This window comes from Serratia sp. CY74737 (assembly GCF_052166775.1).
Classification (GTDB): Bacteria; Pseudomonadota; Gammaproteobacteria; order Enterobacterales; family Enterobacteriaceae; genus Serratia; species Serratia ureilytica.
This window is the reverse complement of the sequence record NZ_JBJNOF010000014.1, coordinates 67,843-83,954: the sequence shown is the minus strand read 5'-3', so window position 1 is coordinate 83,954 and position 16,112 is coordinate 67,843. Positions and strand designations below refer to the sequence as shown.

Sequence of the window (16,112 nt, the reverse complement as noted above, 5' to 3'; positions counted from 1 at the left end):
CCTATACTGGTCGTTTGCATGCAGAGCACACATTGTTCAGCTTGGCGTCGTCCGTTAAGGCAAAGTGATACGGCAGCATAGATAACCTGGCTGTTATAACTGCAATGCATAAGTAGAAATCCGGATCCCTGCCTTACGGTAGTGATTGGGCTCAACCCCCGAAGGGCTGCGCGATCGCTTGATTGATTCGATGGCGTTACCTGTCTCTCCCTTCCGTCACGACAGAGAGGATTTTGAATGACCGATAAAAACACCCAGGCTCAGGAAGCCGTAGCAGAAAACGCCACCCTGCTGAAGATCCTCAGCAGGTTGCTGTCCGCGCTGGATGCTTCGATCAGCGGTAAAGAACGCAGCGTTTTGGTCGCTGAGCTCTCCAACTTCAATCTCGACGGCATTTCCGAAGCGGAACGCAAACTGGCCACCGAGCTGATCAAACGGTCGCTGGAATCGCTCGACCATTAACCCTACCGCGCCTGCAAACCATTAAGCCTGCCTGCGCGGGCTTAATGGTTTTTCCCACCGTTCAAACCCGGCATTATTGCCAAAACCGAAATACAGCAGCCTGATAATGTTGGATAAAAGGCAGAACTTCACCTCTTCCCCTCACTTTCTTAATTTAATCGCACCAAAGGGTAATAATTGATCGATTGTTTTCGCAATCAGCCTTGGCGTTTTACCCACTAAACACGTTATCATCGAAACACGCGCAGTGCCCCCTATCCCCCAGCCTCAGGAGAACGATATTTTGGATGCCAGCACCATTAACAGCTTGTTCGTCATCGGTGCCGTGCTGGTGGGGGCAAGCATTCTGCTCAGCTCATTTTCTTCCCGGCTCGGCATTCCGATCCTGGTGATCTTCCTGGCGATCGGCATGCTGGCCGGCGTTGACGGCCCCGGCGGCATCGTCTTCAGCAATTACCCGGTCGCTTATCTGGTCAGCAACCTCGCGTTGGCGGTGATCCTGCTCGACGGCGGCATGCGCACCCGGGTCAGCTCATTCCGCGTGGCGCTGTGGCCGGCACTGTCTCTCGCTACCGTCGGCGTGGTGATCACCGCCGGCCTGACCGGCATGGCCGCCGCCTGGCTGTTCAATCTCGATCTGTTGCAGGGGTTGCTGATCGGCGCCATCATCGGTTCTACCGACGCCGCCGCGGTATTTTCGCTGCTGGGCGGCAAAGGGCTGAACGAACGCGTCAGCGCCACGCTGGAGATCGAGTCCGGCAGCAACGATCCTATGGCGGTATTTCTCACCATCACGCTGATTGCGATGATCGCCGCCGGGGAAACCGCGCTGAGCTGGACCTTCCCGCTGCATCTGATGCAGCAGTTCGGCATGGGCATCGTCTTCGGTCTCGGCGGCGGCTGGCTGCTGCTGACGCTGATTAACCACATCAAGCTGGCGGACGGCCTCTACCCGCTGCTGGCGGTAAGCGGCGGCATTCTTATTTTCGCGCTGACCACCGCGCTGGACGGCAGCGGCATTCTGGCGGTGTACCTGTGCGGCCTGCTGCTGGGCAACCGTCCAATTCGCAACCGTCACGGCATCGTGCAAACCTTCGATGGCCTGGCATGGCTCAGCCAGATCGGCATGTTCCTGGTGCTCGGCCTGCTGCTCAACCCGCATGAGCTGCTGCCGATCGCCATCCCTGCCCTGCTGCTGTCGCTGTGGATGATCCTGTTCGCACGCCCGCTGTCGGTGTTTATCGGCCTGCTGCCGTTCCGCAGCTTTACTCTGCGCGAACGCGGCTTTATTTCCTGGGTTGGCCTGCGCGGCGCGGTACCGGTGATCCTGGCGGTGTTCCCGATGATGGCCGGGCTGCCCAACGCCCAGCTGTTCTTTAACGTGGCGTTTTTCGTGGTGCTGGTCTCCCTGCTGCTGCAAGGCACCACGCTGTCGTTCGCCGCCAAAAAGGCCAAGGTGATCGTGCCACCGGCGCTGACGCCGATCTCCCGCGTTGGGCTGGACGTGCACCCGGAAAACCAGTGGGAACAGTTTGTGTATCAACTTTCGGCGGAAAACTGGTGCGTCGGCGCCGCGCTGCGCGAGCTGAAAATGCCGCCCAATACCCGCATCGCCGCCCTGTTCCGCGGCAAAGAGCTGCTGCACCCTAGCGGCAGTACCCGGCTGCGCGAGAACGATATCCTGTGCGTTATCGGCCATGAGCACGATCTGCCGATCCTCGGCAAACTGTTTAGCCAAGCGCCGGCCGTGACGCTCGACGAACGCTTCTTCGGCGACTTTATCCTGCAATCCGACGCCCGTTTAAGCGACATATCGCAGGTTTATGGCCTCAATCTGCAAGATGATGTCGACGAGCAACAGACGCTGGGGCAGTTCGTCATTCAGCTGATCGGCGGTGAACCGGTGATCGGCGACCAGGTGGAATGGGACGGCCTGACCTGGACCATTGCCGAAATGGAGGGCAATCAGGTCAGCAAGATAGGCGTCAGGATCGTGACCGACTAACGCGGCCGCGCTATCAGATGAGGGAACTTCTGGCCTTAAGAACGTTCTTAATCACTATCATGATGCATGAAGTACGGCGTCGCTGAATTATATCCGTTTGATATAAAAACAATTTAACAGCGGCGCCAACGGGGATTAGGGATGTGAACGGCAAGACTCGATTTCTTTCGGTGATGATGGTCATGGCGCTGGGCGTAGCGGCGCTCGATCTCAGCATCGCCGGTTTGGTCCATAGACTTTTAATTGGATAATTTCAACGTGACGCAGCGGGAACAAGAAAAAGACATTCTGGGGAAAATACTGGTGACGGTGTCCGCGCTTTGCCTGATTCTGGTGGCGGCGTTCCTCATCTGGGGATTCATGCTGGACTGATACCGAGGACGCTCAGAGATAAAAAAAACCGCCGCGGCGGTTTTTTTATGGGTCAGGCGATCAGATCTTGCAACCTTCGCAGTCCGCTTCGTCTTCGAGGAATTCAGGGACCTCTTTTACCTTCTGCGCCGCTTTTTCTTCGGCTTTCGCCAGTTCGGCATCGATATCAAAATCGAAAATATCATCACTCATCGCTTGGTCCTCATTCTGCTTCGCGTTCAAACGCTGAGTATAATCGACAAGCCGCCGGCCGGAAACCTTTCAGTTTGCCGCCGCCAGCTGCGATGGCTCATCCTGCGGCTTTTTTCCGTAGGCCATGTCGTACACGTCGTAGAAGTCGATTTCGCCCTTGTTGCCGATGATCACCCGCATCTTCTGTTTCAGCGCGGCGCCGATGGACGGCTCATCCAGCAGCTGCTGCACCGCATAAGGCGACAGCGCGCGGGTGAAGTACCACTCGCCGTTATAGCACACTCGCAGATCCAGCACCCCGATGTCTTCAAAGCGGTAGACCGGCCGGATCTCTATCAGCAGCATGGCGAACATGAACAGCACAAAGGCGGTGAAGCCGAGGAAGGCATACATCCCCATGTACGGCACCTGATACATCACGGCGATCACCGCGAAGTAACCGGCGAACATGGCAAGGCACAAATAGCGGTGAGTGCGGGCGAATTCGCTGTTGAAGCGCGGCTTGCCGTCGCGCCCTTCGCGCCGATTGATCTGTTCAATCTCTTTAACCAAGATGCTTTTAATCGCGTCCATCGTTACAACCTTATGCTGGAAACAGCATTGCCATCAAATCTCACCGCTAAAAGTAACACAAGTACAGTTTTGCCGGGTAGATCAGTTAACCAACTTAATGGCGGCAACTGTTATAGTTCGGCTTCAGCGCGGTTGAGCGGCTTTGCCTTGCGCAAACATGAACATGCGCTGGGCGACGTCGTCGGCCTGTTTGATTTTCTGCTTTTGCGGTTCGTTGCTGCGTTGAATGGCGCGGGCGTAGGCGATTTCATGGGCCTGATCGATCATCGCGATGATGCGATCACGTTCAGTCTTCTCCATATTGCCCAACATGGTGGTGATAATCGCCTGGTAAGCGTTGGACGCGGCGGTCAGCGCCTTCTCTCTCGCCTCGAGGGCGGCGACGCGTTGCAAGAGTTCCTGCAGTTGCTCGGAGTGGGACATATCGACCTCCTGTTGCCGGGCAGCAAGCCTGCCTGATTACAGTTTAGCAAAGGATCGAGAGAGAAAGAGGAAGGAAAGCCAGCGGTTACGGTAAAGCACACCCGAAAATCCCAACGAGGAGCCGATAGTGCAAATCAACCCGGGTGCGCTTTACGGTAAGCGCGATGAGATGAAGTGAAAGAAAGCTGGCGCGCTATGCAGGACTCGAACCCGCGTCTATCAATTTTCAAGCCAAAACAAGCCATTATAAAACCAATCACTCTGCCAACTGAGTTAATAGCGCGTTCCTTCGCTTCGGGGCGTTATTATCCATAACAACATTATGGACTCAAGCTTTTTTAGCATAATGCCCTGATTTTACGGATAAGTCTTAGGTTATCGCCAGCGTTATGGCCTTACGGCAGCTCAATAATCGGGTAATCGCCGGCGATAAGCGGCTTGCACAAAATCTTGTAGCCATCGCTGTCGAAATGGCTGGCCGCGCTCTGTAGCCGCTCCACCTGCGCCAGATTGCCGACCGAGCCCAGATAAAACCAATTGTGGATCACATGGTACTGACGCAGCGTCTCGCCCTGCTCCTCCAGCGCCACGCGCCCGGCGAACGGCCAACAGGTGATACGCAGCTGCTCAAGCGCCGCGCTGAGCCGCAGCGCATGCTCCTGCGCCGACTCCACGCCACAGCAGGCGCCCGCGCACTTGCGCAGGCTGTAGCGGAAACAGGCTCGCCCCGCCGGCAGCTTTTCGATCCCCAGCTTGCCGTAACATAAACGATGCTCGTCGGCGATGGCGCGCAGCTTTTCCAGCGCGGCGTGGCGATTGGCAAACAGCCCGTAGAGATGGGGCGTGACGGCGAAGTCGATCTCTTTGGCGTGAGCAATCGTCACCGCATCAGCCTGCAAGCGCAGCGCGCACAGCTGTTTCGAGCGCCGCAGACGTTTGTTGAACAGCGGCTGTTGTTGTTTGATCAACTGCGCCTCCAGCAGCAATGCGCCCAACTCACCGGCGGTCTCGATAAAGCTGATGCGTCGGGTTTGGCGCAGCATTTTGGCCTCGTCCTGCGCGCGGAAGTGCGCCATCACCCGGCTGCGTATATTGACGCTTTTACCGATGTAAAGCGGCAGGCTCTCGCTTTGACCGTGAAACACATACACGCCCGGCCCTTTAGGCAACGGCGCCAGGCAGGCGCGCAGGTGCTCCGGGTATTGATAAATGTCGAGTTCTGGCTCGAGGCGGTTTGGCATCATGGCGGTGGCATTATCCTGCTGATGAATGAATACTGGTTTTTTACCCAGTATAACGCCCAACGCAGCCGGTTGCACACCCGGCGGATAATAACTCACCGTGATCTTTAACGGGAAAGCCTTTACTATCCCCTTTCCAGCGGGAAAGCGCCTCACGTTTAGCGCCAGTTCAAGCTGGCGCTGCCATGATGGCAGACTGGAACCGCCGCTTTTATCGTTATGGAAAACCTGGGTATGTCATCACTGAAACTCCCCTCCCGCCGTCTGGCGTTGATCGCCGCCATCGTTTTCATCGCCGTCGCCGTCGCGCTGGCCATCTTTTGGCAACGCCCGCCGCAGCAGGATTACGTTACCGCGCCGGCCCGCCTGGGCGATATCGAAAACGCCGTGCTGGCCACCGGGCGGCTGGATGCCATCGAACGCGTCAACGTCGGCGCCCGCGTCTCCGGCGAAGTCAAATCGCTGAAGGTCAAGCTGGGCGATCGCGTCACCAAAGGGCAACCGATCGCCGACATCGACGATCTGCAACAGCGCAACGATCTGCGCAACGCCGAGGCGGCGCTGAACGTAGTCAAAGCCAATATGTTAGCCAAACAGGCCTTGCTGAAACAGGCGGAGTCGCGTTTTAAACGCCAGCGTCGCATGCTGAACGACGAAGCCAGTTCTCGGGAAGACTTCGAGACCGCCGAAGCCTCGCTCGCCACCACTCGTGCCGATCTGCAGGCGCTCAATGCGCAGTTGGTGCAATCGCAGATCGAAGTCGAGAAGAAAAAAATCGATCTGGGCTATACCCGCGTGGTTGCGCCGATGGACGGCATTGTTATCGCCGTGGTCACGCAGCAGGGACAAACGGTCAACTCCAGCCAAAGTGCGCCGACCATCGTCAAGCTGGCGCGGCTGGATATGATGACCATTAAGGCGCAGATCTCCGAAGCCGACATCACCCGCATTTCGCCGGGACAAAAGGCTTACTTCACTATTTTCTCCGATCCGGATAAGCGCTACGACGCCACGCTGCGCACCATCGAGCTGGCACCGGAATCGGTGATGAAAGACGACTCGCTCGCCGGCACCAGCTCCGCTTCCGGCTCCGGCACCTCGAACGCCTCGGTCTATTACAACGCGCTGCTGGACGTGCCAAACCCGGAAAACCGCCTGCGCATCGCCATGACCGCGCAGGTGTCCTTGCTGCTCGGCGACGCGAAGAACACCCTGCTGGTGCCGATCCAGGCGGTGCATAAAATCGATGGCAAAGAGCAGCAGGTGCAGGTGCTGACCCAGGACCAGCGGTTGGAAACGCGCAACGTGACCACCGGCATCACCAACAATGTCGACATTCAGATCCTCAGCGGCCTGAAAGCCGGTGAAACCGTGGTGCTGTCGCAGCCCGCCGCCAAATCGGCTGAGGATGGCATCTTCCTGTGAACGCGATCATCGAACTAAAAGGCATCAGCCGAACGTACACCAACGGCGGTCAAGCGTTAACGGTGTTGAAAGACATCGATCTGACCATCGCCGCCGGCGAGCTGGTGGCGATCATCGGCGCCTCCGGTTCCGGCAAATCGACGCTGATGAACATCATGGGCTGCCTCGACGTGCCGGATCGCGGCGATTACTACATCAGCGGCCAGAACGCCGCTCACCTGTCGCCGGACGAATTGGCCCGCCTGCGCCGCGAACATATCGGTTTTATCTTCCAGCGCTATCACCTGATGCCCGATCTCAGCGCGCTGGGCAACGTCGAAATCCCGGCCATCTACGCCAACGCCCGGCGCGATCAGCGTCGGCAGCGGGCGGCGCAATTGCTGGCGCGGTTGGGGCTTGAGGGACGCGAAGACCACAAACCCGGCCAGCTTTCCGGCGGCCAGCAGCAGCGCGTCAGCATCGCCCGCTCCCTGATCAACGGCGGTGAGATCATCCTGGCGGACGAACCGACCGGCGCGCTGGACACCCAATCCGGCCAGGAAGTGCTGGCGATCCTGAGCGAACTGAATCAGCGCGGCCACACCGTGGTGATCGTCACCCACGATATGAAAGTGGCGCAACATGCGCAGCGCGTCATCGAACTGCAAGACGGCAAGATCATCGCTGACAGCGGCCGCAAGTCGGCGTCCGGCCCATCGTTGCCGCCGCCGCACCGCAGCCGGCAAAGCGGCTGGCAACGCCTGATCGACCGCACCCGCGAATCGCTGCACATGGCGCTGAAAGCGATGAACGCTCATCGTCTGCGCACCGCGCTGACCATGACCGGCATCATCTTCGGCATCGCCGCCGTGGTCACGGTAGTGGCGCTGGGCGAAGGCGCCAAACAGCGCACGCTGGAAAACCTCAAAGATCTCGGCACTAACGTGGTAAGCATCTATCCGGGCCGCGATTTCTTCGACGACGCCATCGACAGCATCCGCACCCTGGTGCCGGCCGATGCCGACGCGCTGGCGCAGCAAAGCTTCGTCGACAGCGTCAGCCCGGAAGTAGACGCTTCCGACAGCATCCGTTTTCGCAGCAAATCCGCCACCGCCTCGATCACCGGCGTCGGGCGCGACTATTTCCGCGTGAACGGCGTCGAGCTGTTACAAGGCGTGACTTTCCGCGACGATCGTAATGCGCTGCAGGAAGTGATCATCGACGACAATGCGCGTCAGGCGCTGTTCGGCGATTTCGGCGTCGAGCCGCTCGGCCAGATCGTGTTTCTCGGCTCGGTGCCGGCCAGGGTGATCGGTGTGGCGAAAAGCAATCGCAACTACGCGCCCAATCGCATCACTGTTTGGATGCCCTACAGCACGGTGATGTATCGCATGGTAGGCAAACCGACGCTCAGCGGCATCACCGTTCGGCTAAAGGACAATGTCGCCAGCGAATCGGCCGTCACCGCTATCACACAGCTGTTGACCCAACGCCATGGCGTAAAAGATTTCCGTTTGTACAACTTCGATAAAATCCGAAAGTCCATCGAACGCACGTCAATGACTTTCAGCCTGCTGATCCTGATGGTGGCGTCCATCGCGCTGGTGATCGGCAGCCTGGGCGTGATGAACATCATGCTGGTCTCGGTGACCGAACGCACCCACGAAATCGGCGTGCGCATGGCGGTCGGCGCGCGGCGCAGCGACATCATGCAACAGTTCATGATAGAGGCGGTGCTGGTCTGTCTGATCGGCGGCGCTTTGGGCATCGCGCTGTCGTTCGCCGCCGGGTCGCTGTTCACCTCGCTGGCGGGCGGCATGTTCACCGCCATCTATTCCTGGCAAGCCGCCGCCACGGCATTTTTCTGTTCAACCTTAATCGGCATGATCTTCGGTTATCTCCCCGCCCGCAAAGCGGCAAGGATGGATCCGGTCGTTTCATTGGCCAGCGAGTAACCCATGAAAATTTTATCTCCCCTGGCGTTAAGCCTCGCCGCCCTGCTCACCGCCGGCTGCGGCAATGCCCTGAAAAGCGACTACCGGGCGCCGCAGGTCAACTATCCTGCGGGGTGGCAATACGCTGCCGACAACGCCGCGCCGACGCCGTTCGACTGGCGCGATTTCCACGATCCCGAGCTCGACCGTTGGCTGCAACAGGTGATGGCGAGCAATAACGATCTGGCCGCCGCCGTGCTGCGCGTTTACCGCGCACGGCTCGAGGCGGAACGCGTCGGCATCAGCACCGCGCCCGGCGTCAGCGCCTCATTAGGCAGCAGCATTAATCGCCCGCTGTCCGAGTCCTCCGCGTGGAATAAAACCAGCAACGCGTCGCTCACCACCAGCTATGAGGTCGATCTGTGGGGCAAGCTGGCGCGCCAGCGCGACGCGGCCGAGTGGAGCAGCCAGGCTTCCGTGCAGGATCTGCAGGCGGCGCGCCTGAAGCTGTTGGCCGACGCCGCCACCAACTACTGGCGCATCGGTTTTCTCAATCAACAAATCAGCGTCAGCCAGGCGAGCATCGCCTATGCCAAAACGACGCTGCGGCTGGCCAACGCCCGTTATCAGGCCGGCAGCATCTCGGCGCTGGACGTAGTGAATGCGGAACAAAACTTGCTGACGCAGGAACGCAGCCTGGTGGCGTTACAACACGATCGTCAACAGGCGCTGAACGAACAGGCGGTGCTGCTGGGCGCGCCATCAGGCCAGGCCACCATCGCGCCCGCGCGCCTGCCGACGACGGCGATGCCGCAGATCAACACCGGCATTCCCGCCAGCGTCCTGAGTCGTCGCCCGGATCTCAGCGCTCAAGAGCTGCGGTTGCGCGCCGCCCTAGCCAACGTCGATGAAAAACGTCTGCAATACTATCCCGCGTTCAGCCTGACCGGTTCACTGGGCACCAGCAGCAGCGCGCTGCTGGAATTCCTGCGCAACCCGACGGGCAGCCTCAGCGCCGGCCTGACGCTGCCGTTCCTGCAGTGGCGGCAAATGGGCGTGGAGATCAAGATCGCCCGCAACGACTATGAACAGCAAGTTCTGGCCTTCAAGCAGGCGCTGTACAAAGCGATGGGCGATGTGAACAACGCGCTGTCACTGCGCACGCAGCTGCTGGCGCAGGAGACGCAGTTGCGCGCCTCACTGGCGTTGGCGCGTAAATCGGAGCGGTTGAACGAGGTGCGTTACCGACAGGGCGCCGTCACCATTACCGACTGGCTGAACGCTCAGGAACAACGCCGTCAGGCGGAACTGGCGGTGGATGAGAACCGCTTCGCGCAGTACCAGAATCTGGCGAAAATCTATCTCGAATTCGGCGGTTCATCGGCGCCGTAATCTCAGCGGCCTGGCCACCCGGCCAGGCGTTTTTTAGCGGCGAACACATCAATTTTTCCTGTTTTATCTCCCGTATTCTCTATACTGGAAACACCATCAATCAGCCGAAAAATCGCCAGATCGCACAATTATCAGACCATTCTCGCACCAAATCGGTGCAAACACTTAAGTTAAACTGCTGGATTTGATCGCCGCAAGATATAACGTTAAGCTATAGATGCAAAATAATTAGTCACCTAAATGACATAACATCGGCATGAGCGACGCTATTTTGTGATCCACATCTCAACTTAAATGTGGATAATGAATCGTCTTGAACCGCGATTCGATTAGCCGATTTGATAACTCGAAAACAACAGTGAACGGAGATTACGCTTTCACGAACAACGAATAATTCATTAAGGGATGATTATATGAAGTTAAGAAAAAAACGACATAAACCGATGCACATTAACGACATCACCATCATCGATGACAGCAAACTCAAGAAGGCCATTACCGCCGCGGCCCTCGGCAACGCAATGGAGTGGTTCGACTTCGGCGTATACGGCTTTGTCGCCTATGCGCTTGGCCAGGTCTTCTTCCCCGGCGCCTCTCCCGGAGTACAAATGATCGCCGCGCTGGCGACCTTCTCCGTCCCCTTCCTGGTGCGTCCGCTCGGCGGTCTGTTCTTCGGCGCCATGGGCGACAAGTTCGGCCGTCAAAAAGTGCTCTCAGTCACCATTATCATCATGGCGGTCAGCACCTTCTGTATCGGCCTGATCCCGTCCTATGCGTCGATCGGCATCTGGGCGCCGATCCTGCTGCTGCTGGCCAAACTGGCGCAAGGCTTCTCCGTCGGCGGTGAATATTCCGGTGCGGCGATCTTCGTCGCCGAATACTCACCGGACCGCAAACGCGGCTTTATGGGCAGTTGGCTGGACTTCGGCTCCATCGCCGGCTTTGTGATGGGCGCAGGCGTAGTGGTGCTGATCTCCAGTATCGTCGGCGAAGCCAACTTCCTCGACTGGGGCTGGCGTATCCCGTTCTTCATCGCCGCGCCGCTGGGCCTGATCGGTCTCTACTTGCGCCATGCGCTGGAAGAAACCCCGGCGTTCCAGCAGCACGTGGACAAGATGGAGAAAGAGGATCGCAACGCCATCGAGAATCCGCCAAAGACCTCGTTCAAAGAGATCGCGGCCAAACACTGGAAAAGTTTGCTGGTGTGCGTCGGTATCGTGATTTCCACCAACGTGACCTATTACATGCTGCTGACTTACATGCCGAGCTACCTGTCGCATAACCTGCACTACTCGGAAGATCACGGCGTTCTGATCATCATCGCCATCATGATCGGCATGCTGTTCGTGCAGCCGGTGATCGGCCTGACCAGTGACCGCATCGGCCGTAAGCCGTTTATCATCGGCGGCAGCATCGGCCTGTTGGCGTTGGCGATCCCGTGCTTCATTCTGATCAACAGCAACGTCATCGGCCTGATTTTCGTCGGCCTGCTGGTGCTGGCGGTGCTGCTCAACTCCTTCACCGGGGTGATGGCCTCCATCCTGCCTGCGATGTTCCCGACGCACATCCGCTACAGCGCGCTGGCGATTTCGTTCAACATTTCGGTACTGATCGCCGGTGCGACGCCGACCGTTGCCGCCTGGCTGGTGGAAGCGACCGGCAACCTGTACATGCCGGCCTACTACCTGATGGTTGTTGCGGTGATCGGTCTTATCACCGGTCTGTACATGAAAGAAACCGCCAACAAGCCGCTACGCGGCGCGACGCCGGCCGCCTCTGACCGCTCCGAGGCAAAAGAGCTGCTGCAGGAAACCTACGACAACATCGAACAAAAAGTCGAGGACATCAACGCGCAGATCGCCGAACTGGAAAAGAAAAAACAGATCCTGATCGACCAGCACCCCAAACTGGACTGATTCGCTCTGACAAGCAAAAACCACCCGCCCGGGTGGTTTTTTTTGCCTGGCGTGCACAGAGTGGTAACTTGACCCGGCGGATGCCGAAGGAGAGATGAATGAATCAGTTTCAGGAGATGGCGACCTATATCGCCGTGGTCGAGGCCGCCAACATCAGCGCCGCCGCCCGCCGCTTGGGCACCACCAAGTCGGTGGTCAGCAGACGCATCCAGCAGTTGGAGACGCGCCTTGGGACTGTGCTGTTCGAACGCGGGAAAACGCTTGGGCTGACCGACGCCGGCCATCTGTTCTATCAGCGCGCCGTTCTCATATTAAGCGAAGTGAGCGATGCCGAAGAGTCGGTGCGAACACTGCACGGCCAACTGCAGGGCCCATTGCGGTTAACCGCGCCGATGGCGTTCAGCATCCGCTATCTGGCGCCGCTGTTATCCGCCTTTATGGAACAATACCCGAACCTCAATCTGGACGTGGAGTACAGCGATCGCCTGGCCAATCTGAATCAGGAAAATTTCGACGTCGCCATCCGTATCGGCGCCTTGGCGGATTCCGACCTGATCGCGCAGCGCATCTGCGCCAACCGTCACTTGATTTGCGCCAGCCCAGCCTATCTTGCGCGTCAAGGCACGCCGACGCACCCGCAACATCTGCAACAGCATCAGGGGTTGCTGTATATTCACCGCGAGCCGACCGGCATGCTGCAACTCCCCATCGAAGGCGAGATCCGATCGTTTCGTATCGGCAGACGCCTGCGCACCGATAATGCTTTTCACCTGCTGGCGGCGGCGAAAGCCGGTTTGGGCCTCGCCATCCTGCCCGCATTTATCGCCGCCGACGCGATACGCGCAGGGGAACTGCGCATTGTGCTGGCCGCCTATTCACCCGACGGCGGCGACATTTCCGCCGTCTATCGCCGTTCAAAACGCGCATCCCCCAAGATCAAGGCGCTGGTGGACTTTCTGAGTGAGCACATTGGCCCTACGCCCTGCTGGGAAACCGCACTGTCCTCTTTCCTGACGTCAACCTGAAAGGTTCGCAGACCGCGAACAGCAGGTTCGAATTTCGCCCGCTTGTCGCTTTTATCTCCGGGTTTTAGTCTGCAGAACACACCTTCCGCCCGCTCTGGAGACTACGCCATGAAAGACCTGTCACGCCGTCAGCTGATATCCCAAACGCTGGCCGTTTCAGCCGCCGCCACGCTCAGCGCTTGCACATCGAGTTCCGCGCCGGCGGCGCAAACACAACCGGCCCAACGCGCCAGCGAGCCATCCACCTTCGACGTGATCATCGTCGGCGGCGGTTCCGCCGGCGCGGTGATGGCGGCTCGCCTCAGCGAAAACCCAACGCGCCGGGTCCTGCTGATAGAGGCCGGACACAGTTACGCGCCCTACGATTATCCGCGCCTCATCGCGAACAGCGACGTGCTCGGCGCCAATGGCGACCCGGAATTCGAATGGGGATACCGGACAGAACCCGGCTGTGTCAGCCACGCGATCGGCGCCATCCGCGGTAAAGTCCTGGGCGGTAGTTCAGGCGTCAACGGCGCCGTGGCGATCCGCGCCCGCCCGGAAGATTTCAAACGCTGGGATCTGCCGGGATGGCGCTATCAGGATCTGCTGCCCTCCTTCAAAAAACTGGAGACTCGTCATGGCCTGCACGACCGCGCAATCCATGGCGATAGCGGTCCTTTCCCCGTCGTGCAACTCACATTGGATGACATCACGCCAATGCAACGCGCTTTCGTCGCCGCCACGCGCGCCAACGGCTATGACGCCATCGACGATTTTGACGGCCCTTCAGCGAATGGCGTCGGCCCCTACCCGATGAATATTGTCAACGGTGTGCGCGTTAACACCGGCATGGCCTATCTGGATGAGAAAACGCGCGCCAGAGACAATCTCACCCTGCGTGCCGATACGCTGGTCGACCGCGTGATATTTGACGGACAGCGCGCGATCGGCGTTCGCCTGGCCAGTGGCGAAGAAATCCATGCCGCTGAAGTGATCCTGAGCGCCGGAACCTACGGCAGCGCCGCCGTTTTGATGCGATCCGGCATTGCGCCTGCGCAACAGTCGAAGCGTCTGGGGATCCCCGTCGTTGCCGATTTGCCCGTCGGTGAAAACCTGGTCGATCACCCTTTTTATTACAATGCCTACGCAGCCCGCCCCGACGTCATCGGCAGCCAATCGCCGGTTATCGGCGCCAAGCTGTGGACCCGCAGCAGCCGGGCGGAACCGGGGGAGCTCGATCTGCACATTACCGCGACGCATCTGTTCCCACATGACCAAAGCCCCACCGGCGTCGGTTTTGTCCTGGCGGTGGCGCTGACCCGGCCGCAATCCACCGGACGCATCTGGCTGGAAAGCCGCGATCCAATGGCAGCCCCTCACATTGACCTTAACTTCCTGGCGCAAGAGAGCGACCGTGTTCGCTTGCTGGAGGGGGTTAAACTGGCGCGAAAAATAGGGCAAACCGCCCCGCTGTCTACGCTTATCCACAGCGAGCTTGCGCCCGCCGCAGACAGCGACGAGGCCATTCTGGCCTCGATGACGGCGACGTTGGATACCTATCATCACCCGACCTCCTCCGCGCCGATGGGGAATGCCGGCGACCCGAAGGCGGTCGTTGACCTTCAGGGCCGCGTGCACGGCGTGCACGGGCTTCGGGTTGTCGACGCCTCCATTTTCCCCGACGTGCCCTCCGTCGCCACTAATGTGACGACGATCGCCACCGCCGAGCATATCGCCCGCCACTATGCCTGACCGTTTGGCGGCAAGATAGGCTGTTGAAACCCGGCCGGTCACCCTGATGGCCGGCCTTCGCCATTCCGCAGCGGCGCGCTCTTCAACATCGGCGATCTCAGCCTTACCATTTCGCGCCTGTTTCACTGGTTCGAAAGCCAGCGTGGATAGCCTGGGTTCGCGATAACGCAGGCGGCGAGCAAACATCGGCTATGATTGATAGACGTTACGTCATTTTCCGAGACTGTCGCTCGCGATAAAGAGGACCGCATCATGACCGACTATGTGTTCTACAATCAGATCCTGACCCGACTGGCCGCCAATCATCCCGGCACGCTGGATGAGAAAACTTACGAACTGTGGAAGCAGGACGCCACCAGCCCGCACGCCTTCGCAGATCCCTTCGCCTATCTCAAAACCAAGGGGCTGATACAGGCCTACGTAATGAGCGACATCGACGAGAACAACTATGATATCGATCCGCACCAAACGCGGATCACCGCCGCCGGTCTCGACTTCATCCGCAGCGGCGGGTTCAAATAAGACGCAAAAACCGCCCAACGGCGGTTTTTTTACCCTAAAAAGCGTCCGGACCGTTTCAGGCGGGGAAAGGCCGATAAAAAATACGCAGCACTTCACTGTCGCCCTGGCGTAGAAAACCGCCTTCCGGCTGCCAGCGCAGATCGCGCGCCAGATTGAGATTTTCCCAGCCGACCGCGCCTCCCACGCCGATGCAAAGATTTTTATTGCCTGCGGCAAATCCCGCGCCGGTGCCGATCATGGCATGCAGCAATCGGGGTGAGGCCGCGTCGCGCATGGAGAATATCCCGATAAAACATCCCTGCGGGGCGCGCAGCATATCCGCCATGGTGCGGATCTCGGTATCGTCGGGGCTGACGAAATGTTTGTACTGCTTATCGAACACCGTCAGCCACAGCTGCTTGTATTTCTCCTTACTGAGCGCGCCGGAACGGTGGGCGCACAGCACCACCGCATCCCAGCACATCTCCCCGCTGAGCGAAAGATACTCTTCCGTATTCTCCTGCGGCTTATCGGCATAATGCCGCGCAAATTCAGCGGCATTCAGATGCGGCGGCACGGCCTGTTTGGCGACGTCACTCTTGTAGCGCTTGAAATTCAACCAATGCATGGGAAGTCTCCTCTTCACCCGATAGATTAATAAATCCGCAGCCGTGAATAAGACGAGCCATCAAATCCAGCGCGTCGTCGGCAACGGCGGTGTCGTCGTCGTTCAGCCCCTGTTCCACCGCCCGCTCAATGGCGCTCATCACCGACGTCGCGCTGGTTTCTTCCCCTTGCGCTACCACGTCCAATACGGCTCTGCCGATCGCCAGACAAAGCTCATGATCAAACTCAACCTCTTTATACGGCTGCATACTCACCCCGATAAATTTTTACCCAAGAATACTAGACCACAATGACGCATCGCGCCTGCAGCC

Annotated in this window: 16 protein-coding genes and 1 tRNA gene; 10 read left to right on the top strand and 7 right to left on the bottom strand. The window is 58.8% G+C overall.

Features of this window, described 5'->3' with window-relative positions; translation table 11 throughout:
* The first annotated feature begins 237 nt into the window (after positions 1–237).
* The 3 genes from ACJ8PE_RS18950 to ACJ8PE_RS18940 all read left to right on the top strand — a co-directional run bounded on the left by ACJ8PE_RS18950 (position 238) and on the right by ACJ8PE_RS18940 (position 2,839).
* Positions 238–462: a hypothetical protein gene (locus ACJ8PE_RS18950; RefSeq protein ID WP_033642653.1), complete on the top strand. Its 225-nt coding sequence runs from the start codon at positions 238–240 to the stop codon at positions 460–462.
* A gap of 283 nt (positions 463–745) precedes the next feature.
* A complete protein-coding gene (locus tag ACJ8PE_RS18945; RefSeq protein WP_004927894.1) occupies positions 746–2,467 on the top strand; it encodes a potassium/proton antiporter in 1,722 nt (573 codons plus the stop codon).
* A gap of 243 nt (positions 2,468–2,710) precedes the next feature.
* The gene (locus ACJ8PE_RS18940; protein WP_033642652.1) at positions 2,711–2,839 is read left to right on the top strand and encodes a hypothetical protein; all 129 of its coding nucleotides are present in this window, start codon (positions 2,711–2,713) and stop codon (positions 2,837–2,839) included.
* A gap of 60 nt (positions 2,840–2,899) precedes the next feature.
* On the opposite strand, the gene ACJ8PE_RS18935 is transcribed toward ACJ8PE_RS18940, so the two are convergent.
* From ACJ8PE_RS18935 to cho, 5 genes are all read right to left on the bottom strand, one after another.
* Positions 2,900–3,031 (bottom strand): hypothetical protein, encoded by a 132-nt coding sequence (locus tag ACJ8PE_RS18935; RefSeq protein WP_015377413.1) that lies wholly within the window; start codon positions 3,029–3,031, stop codon positions 2,900–2,902.
* 69 nt (positions 3,032–3,100) lie between these two features.
* Complete coding sequence (locus tag ACJ8PE_RS18930) at positions 3,101–3,604, bottom strand: YlaC family protein (RefSeq protein WP_047026308.1); 504 nt, start codon at positions 3,602–3,604, stop codon at positions 3,101–3,103.
* A 123-nt stretch (positions 3,605–3,727) separates the two neighbouring features.
* Entirely contained in the window at positions 3,728–4,027 is a 300-nt protein-coding gene (locus ACJ8PE_RS18925; protein WP_033642650.1) for a sigma-S stabilization anti-adapter protein IraP, read from the bottom strand.
* A 186-nt stretch (positions 4,028–4,213) separates the two neighbouring features.
* Positions 4,214–4,310: transfer RNA gene (locus tag ACJ8PE_RS18920), tRNA-OTHER, on the bottom strand.
* A 112-nt stretch (positions 4,311–4,422) separates the two neighbouring features.
* Positions 4,423–5,271, bottom strand: coding sequence for an excinuclease Cho (cho, locus tag ACJ8PE_RS18915; protein WP_197792774.1), 849 nt, complete (start codon positions 5,269–5,271; stop codon positions 4,423–4,425).
* 216 nt (positions 5,272–5,487) lie between these two features.
* On the opposite strand from cho, the gene ACJ8PE_RS18910 reads away from it, so the two are divergent.
* From ACJ8PE_RS18910 to ACJ8PE_RS18880, 7 genes are all read left to right on the top strand, one after another.
* Positions 5,488–6,693, top strand: a complete 1,206-nt coding sequence (locus tag ACJ8PE_RS18910) for an efflux RND transporter periplasmic adaptor subunit (RefSeq protein ID WP_089194547.1) — start codon at positions 5,488–5,490, stop codon at positions 6,691–6,693.
* The gene (locus ACJ8PE_RS18905) at positions 6,690–8,627 is read left to right on the top strand and encodes a MacB family efflux pump subunit (protein WP_047571986.1); all 1,938 of its coding nucleotides are present in this window, start codon (positions 6,690–6,692) and stop codon (positions 8,625–8,627) included. The genes ACJ8PE_RS18910 and ACJ8PE_RS18905 overlap by 4 nt, the downstream gene beginning before the upstream one ends.
* A 3-nt stretch (positions 8,628–8,630) precedes the next feature.
* Positions 8,631–9,998, top strand: coding sequence for a TolC family protein (locus ACJ8PE_RS18900; protein ID WP_042784173.1), 1,368 nt, complete (start codon positions 8,631–8,633; stop codon positions 9,996–9,998).
* A 413-nt stretch (positions 9,999–10,411) separates the two neighbouring features.
* Positions 10,412–11,914: a glycine betaine/L-proline transporter ProP gene (proP, locus tag ACJ8PE_RS18895; RefSeq protein WP_025302375.1), complete on the top strand. Its 1,503-nt coding sequence runs from the start codon at positions 10,412–10,414 to the stop codon at positions 11,912–11,914.
* Between the two features lie 98 nt (positions 11,915–12,012).
* Positions 12,013–12,939 (top strand): LysR family transcriptional regulator, encoded by a 927-nt coding sequence (locus tag ACJ8PE_RS18890; protein ID WP_197792772.1) that lies wholly within the window; start codon positions 12,013–12,015, stop codon positions 12,937–12,939.
* A 108-nt stretch (positions 12,940–13,047) separates the two neighbouring features.
* A complete protein-coding gene (locus ACJ8PE_RS18885; protein WP_197792771.1) occupies positions 13,048–14,673 on the top strand; it encodes a GMC family oxidoreductase in 1,626 nt (541 codons plus the stop codon).
* Positions 14,674–14,925: 252 nt separating this feature from the next.
* On the top strand, positions 14,926–15,195 hold the full coding sequence (locus ACJ8PE_RS18880; protein WP_033642645.1) for a hypothetical protein: 270 nt from the start codon (positions 14,926–14,928) through the stop codon (positions 15,193–15,195).
* Between the two features lie 55 nt (positions 15,196–15,250).
* Here ACJ8PE_RS18880 and ACJ8PE_RS18875 read toward each other — a convergent pair whose 3' ends face one another.
* Both ACJ8PE_RS18875 and ACJ8PE_RS18870 read right to left on the bottom strand, forming a co-directional pair.
* Positions 15,251–15,802 carry a hypothetical protein gene (locus tag ACJ8PE_RS18875; protein WP_197792770.1) on the bottom strand — a complete coding sequence of 184 codons (552 nt, stop codon included), beginning with the start codon at positions 15,800–15,802 and terminating at the stop codon, positions 15,251–15,253.
* Positions 15,768–16,049, bottom strand: coding sequence for a hypothetical protein (locus ACJ8PE_RS18870; RefSeq protein WP_033642643.1), 282 nt, complete (start codon positions 16,047–16,049; stop codon positions 15,768–15,770). Before ACJ8PE_RS18870 ends, ACJ8PE_RS18875 begins: the two co-directional genes overlap by 35 nt.
* Between the last annotated feature and the right edge of the window lie 63 nt (positions 16,050–16,112).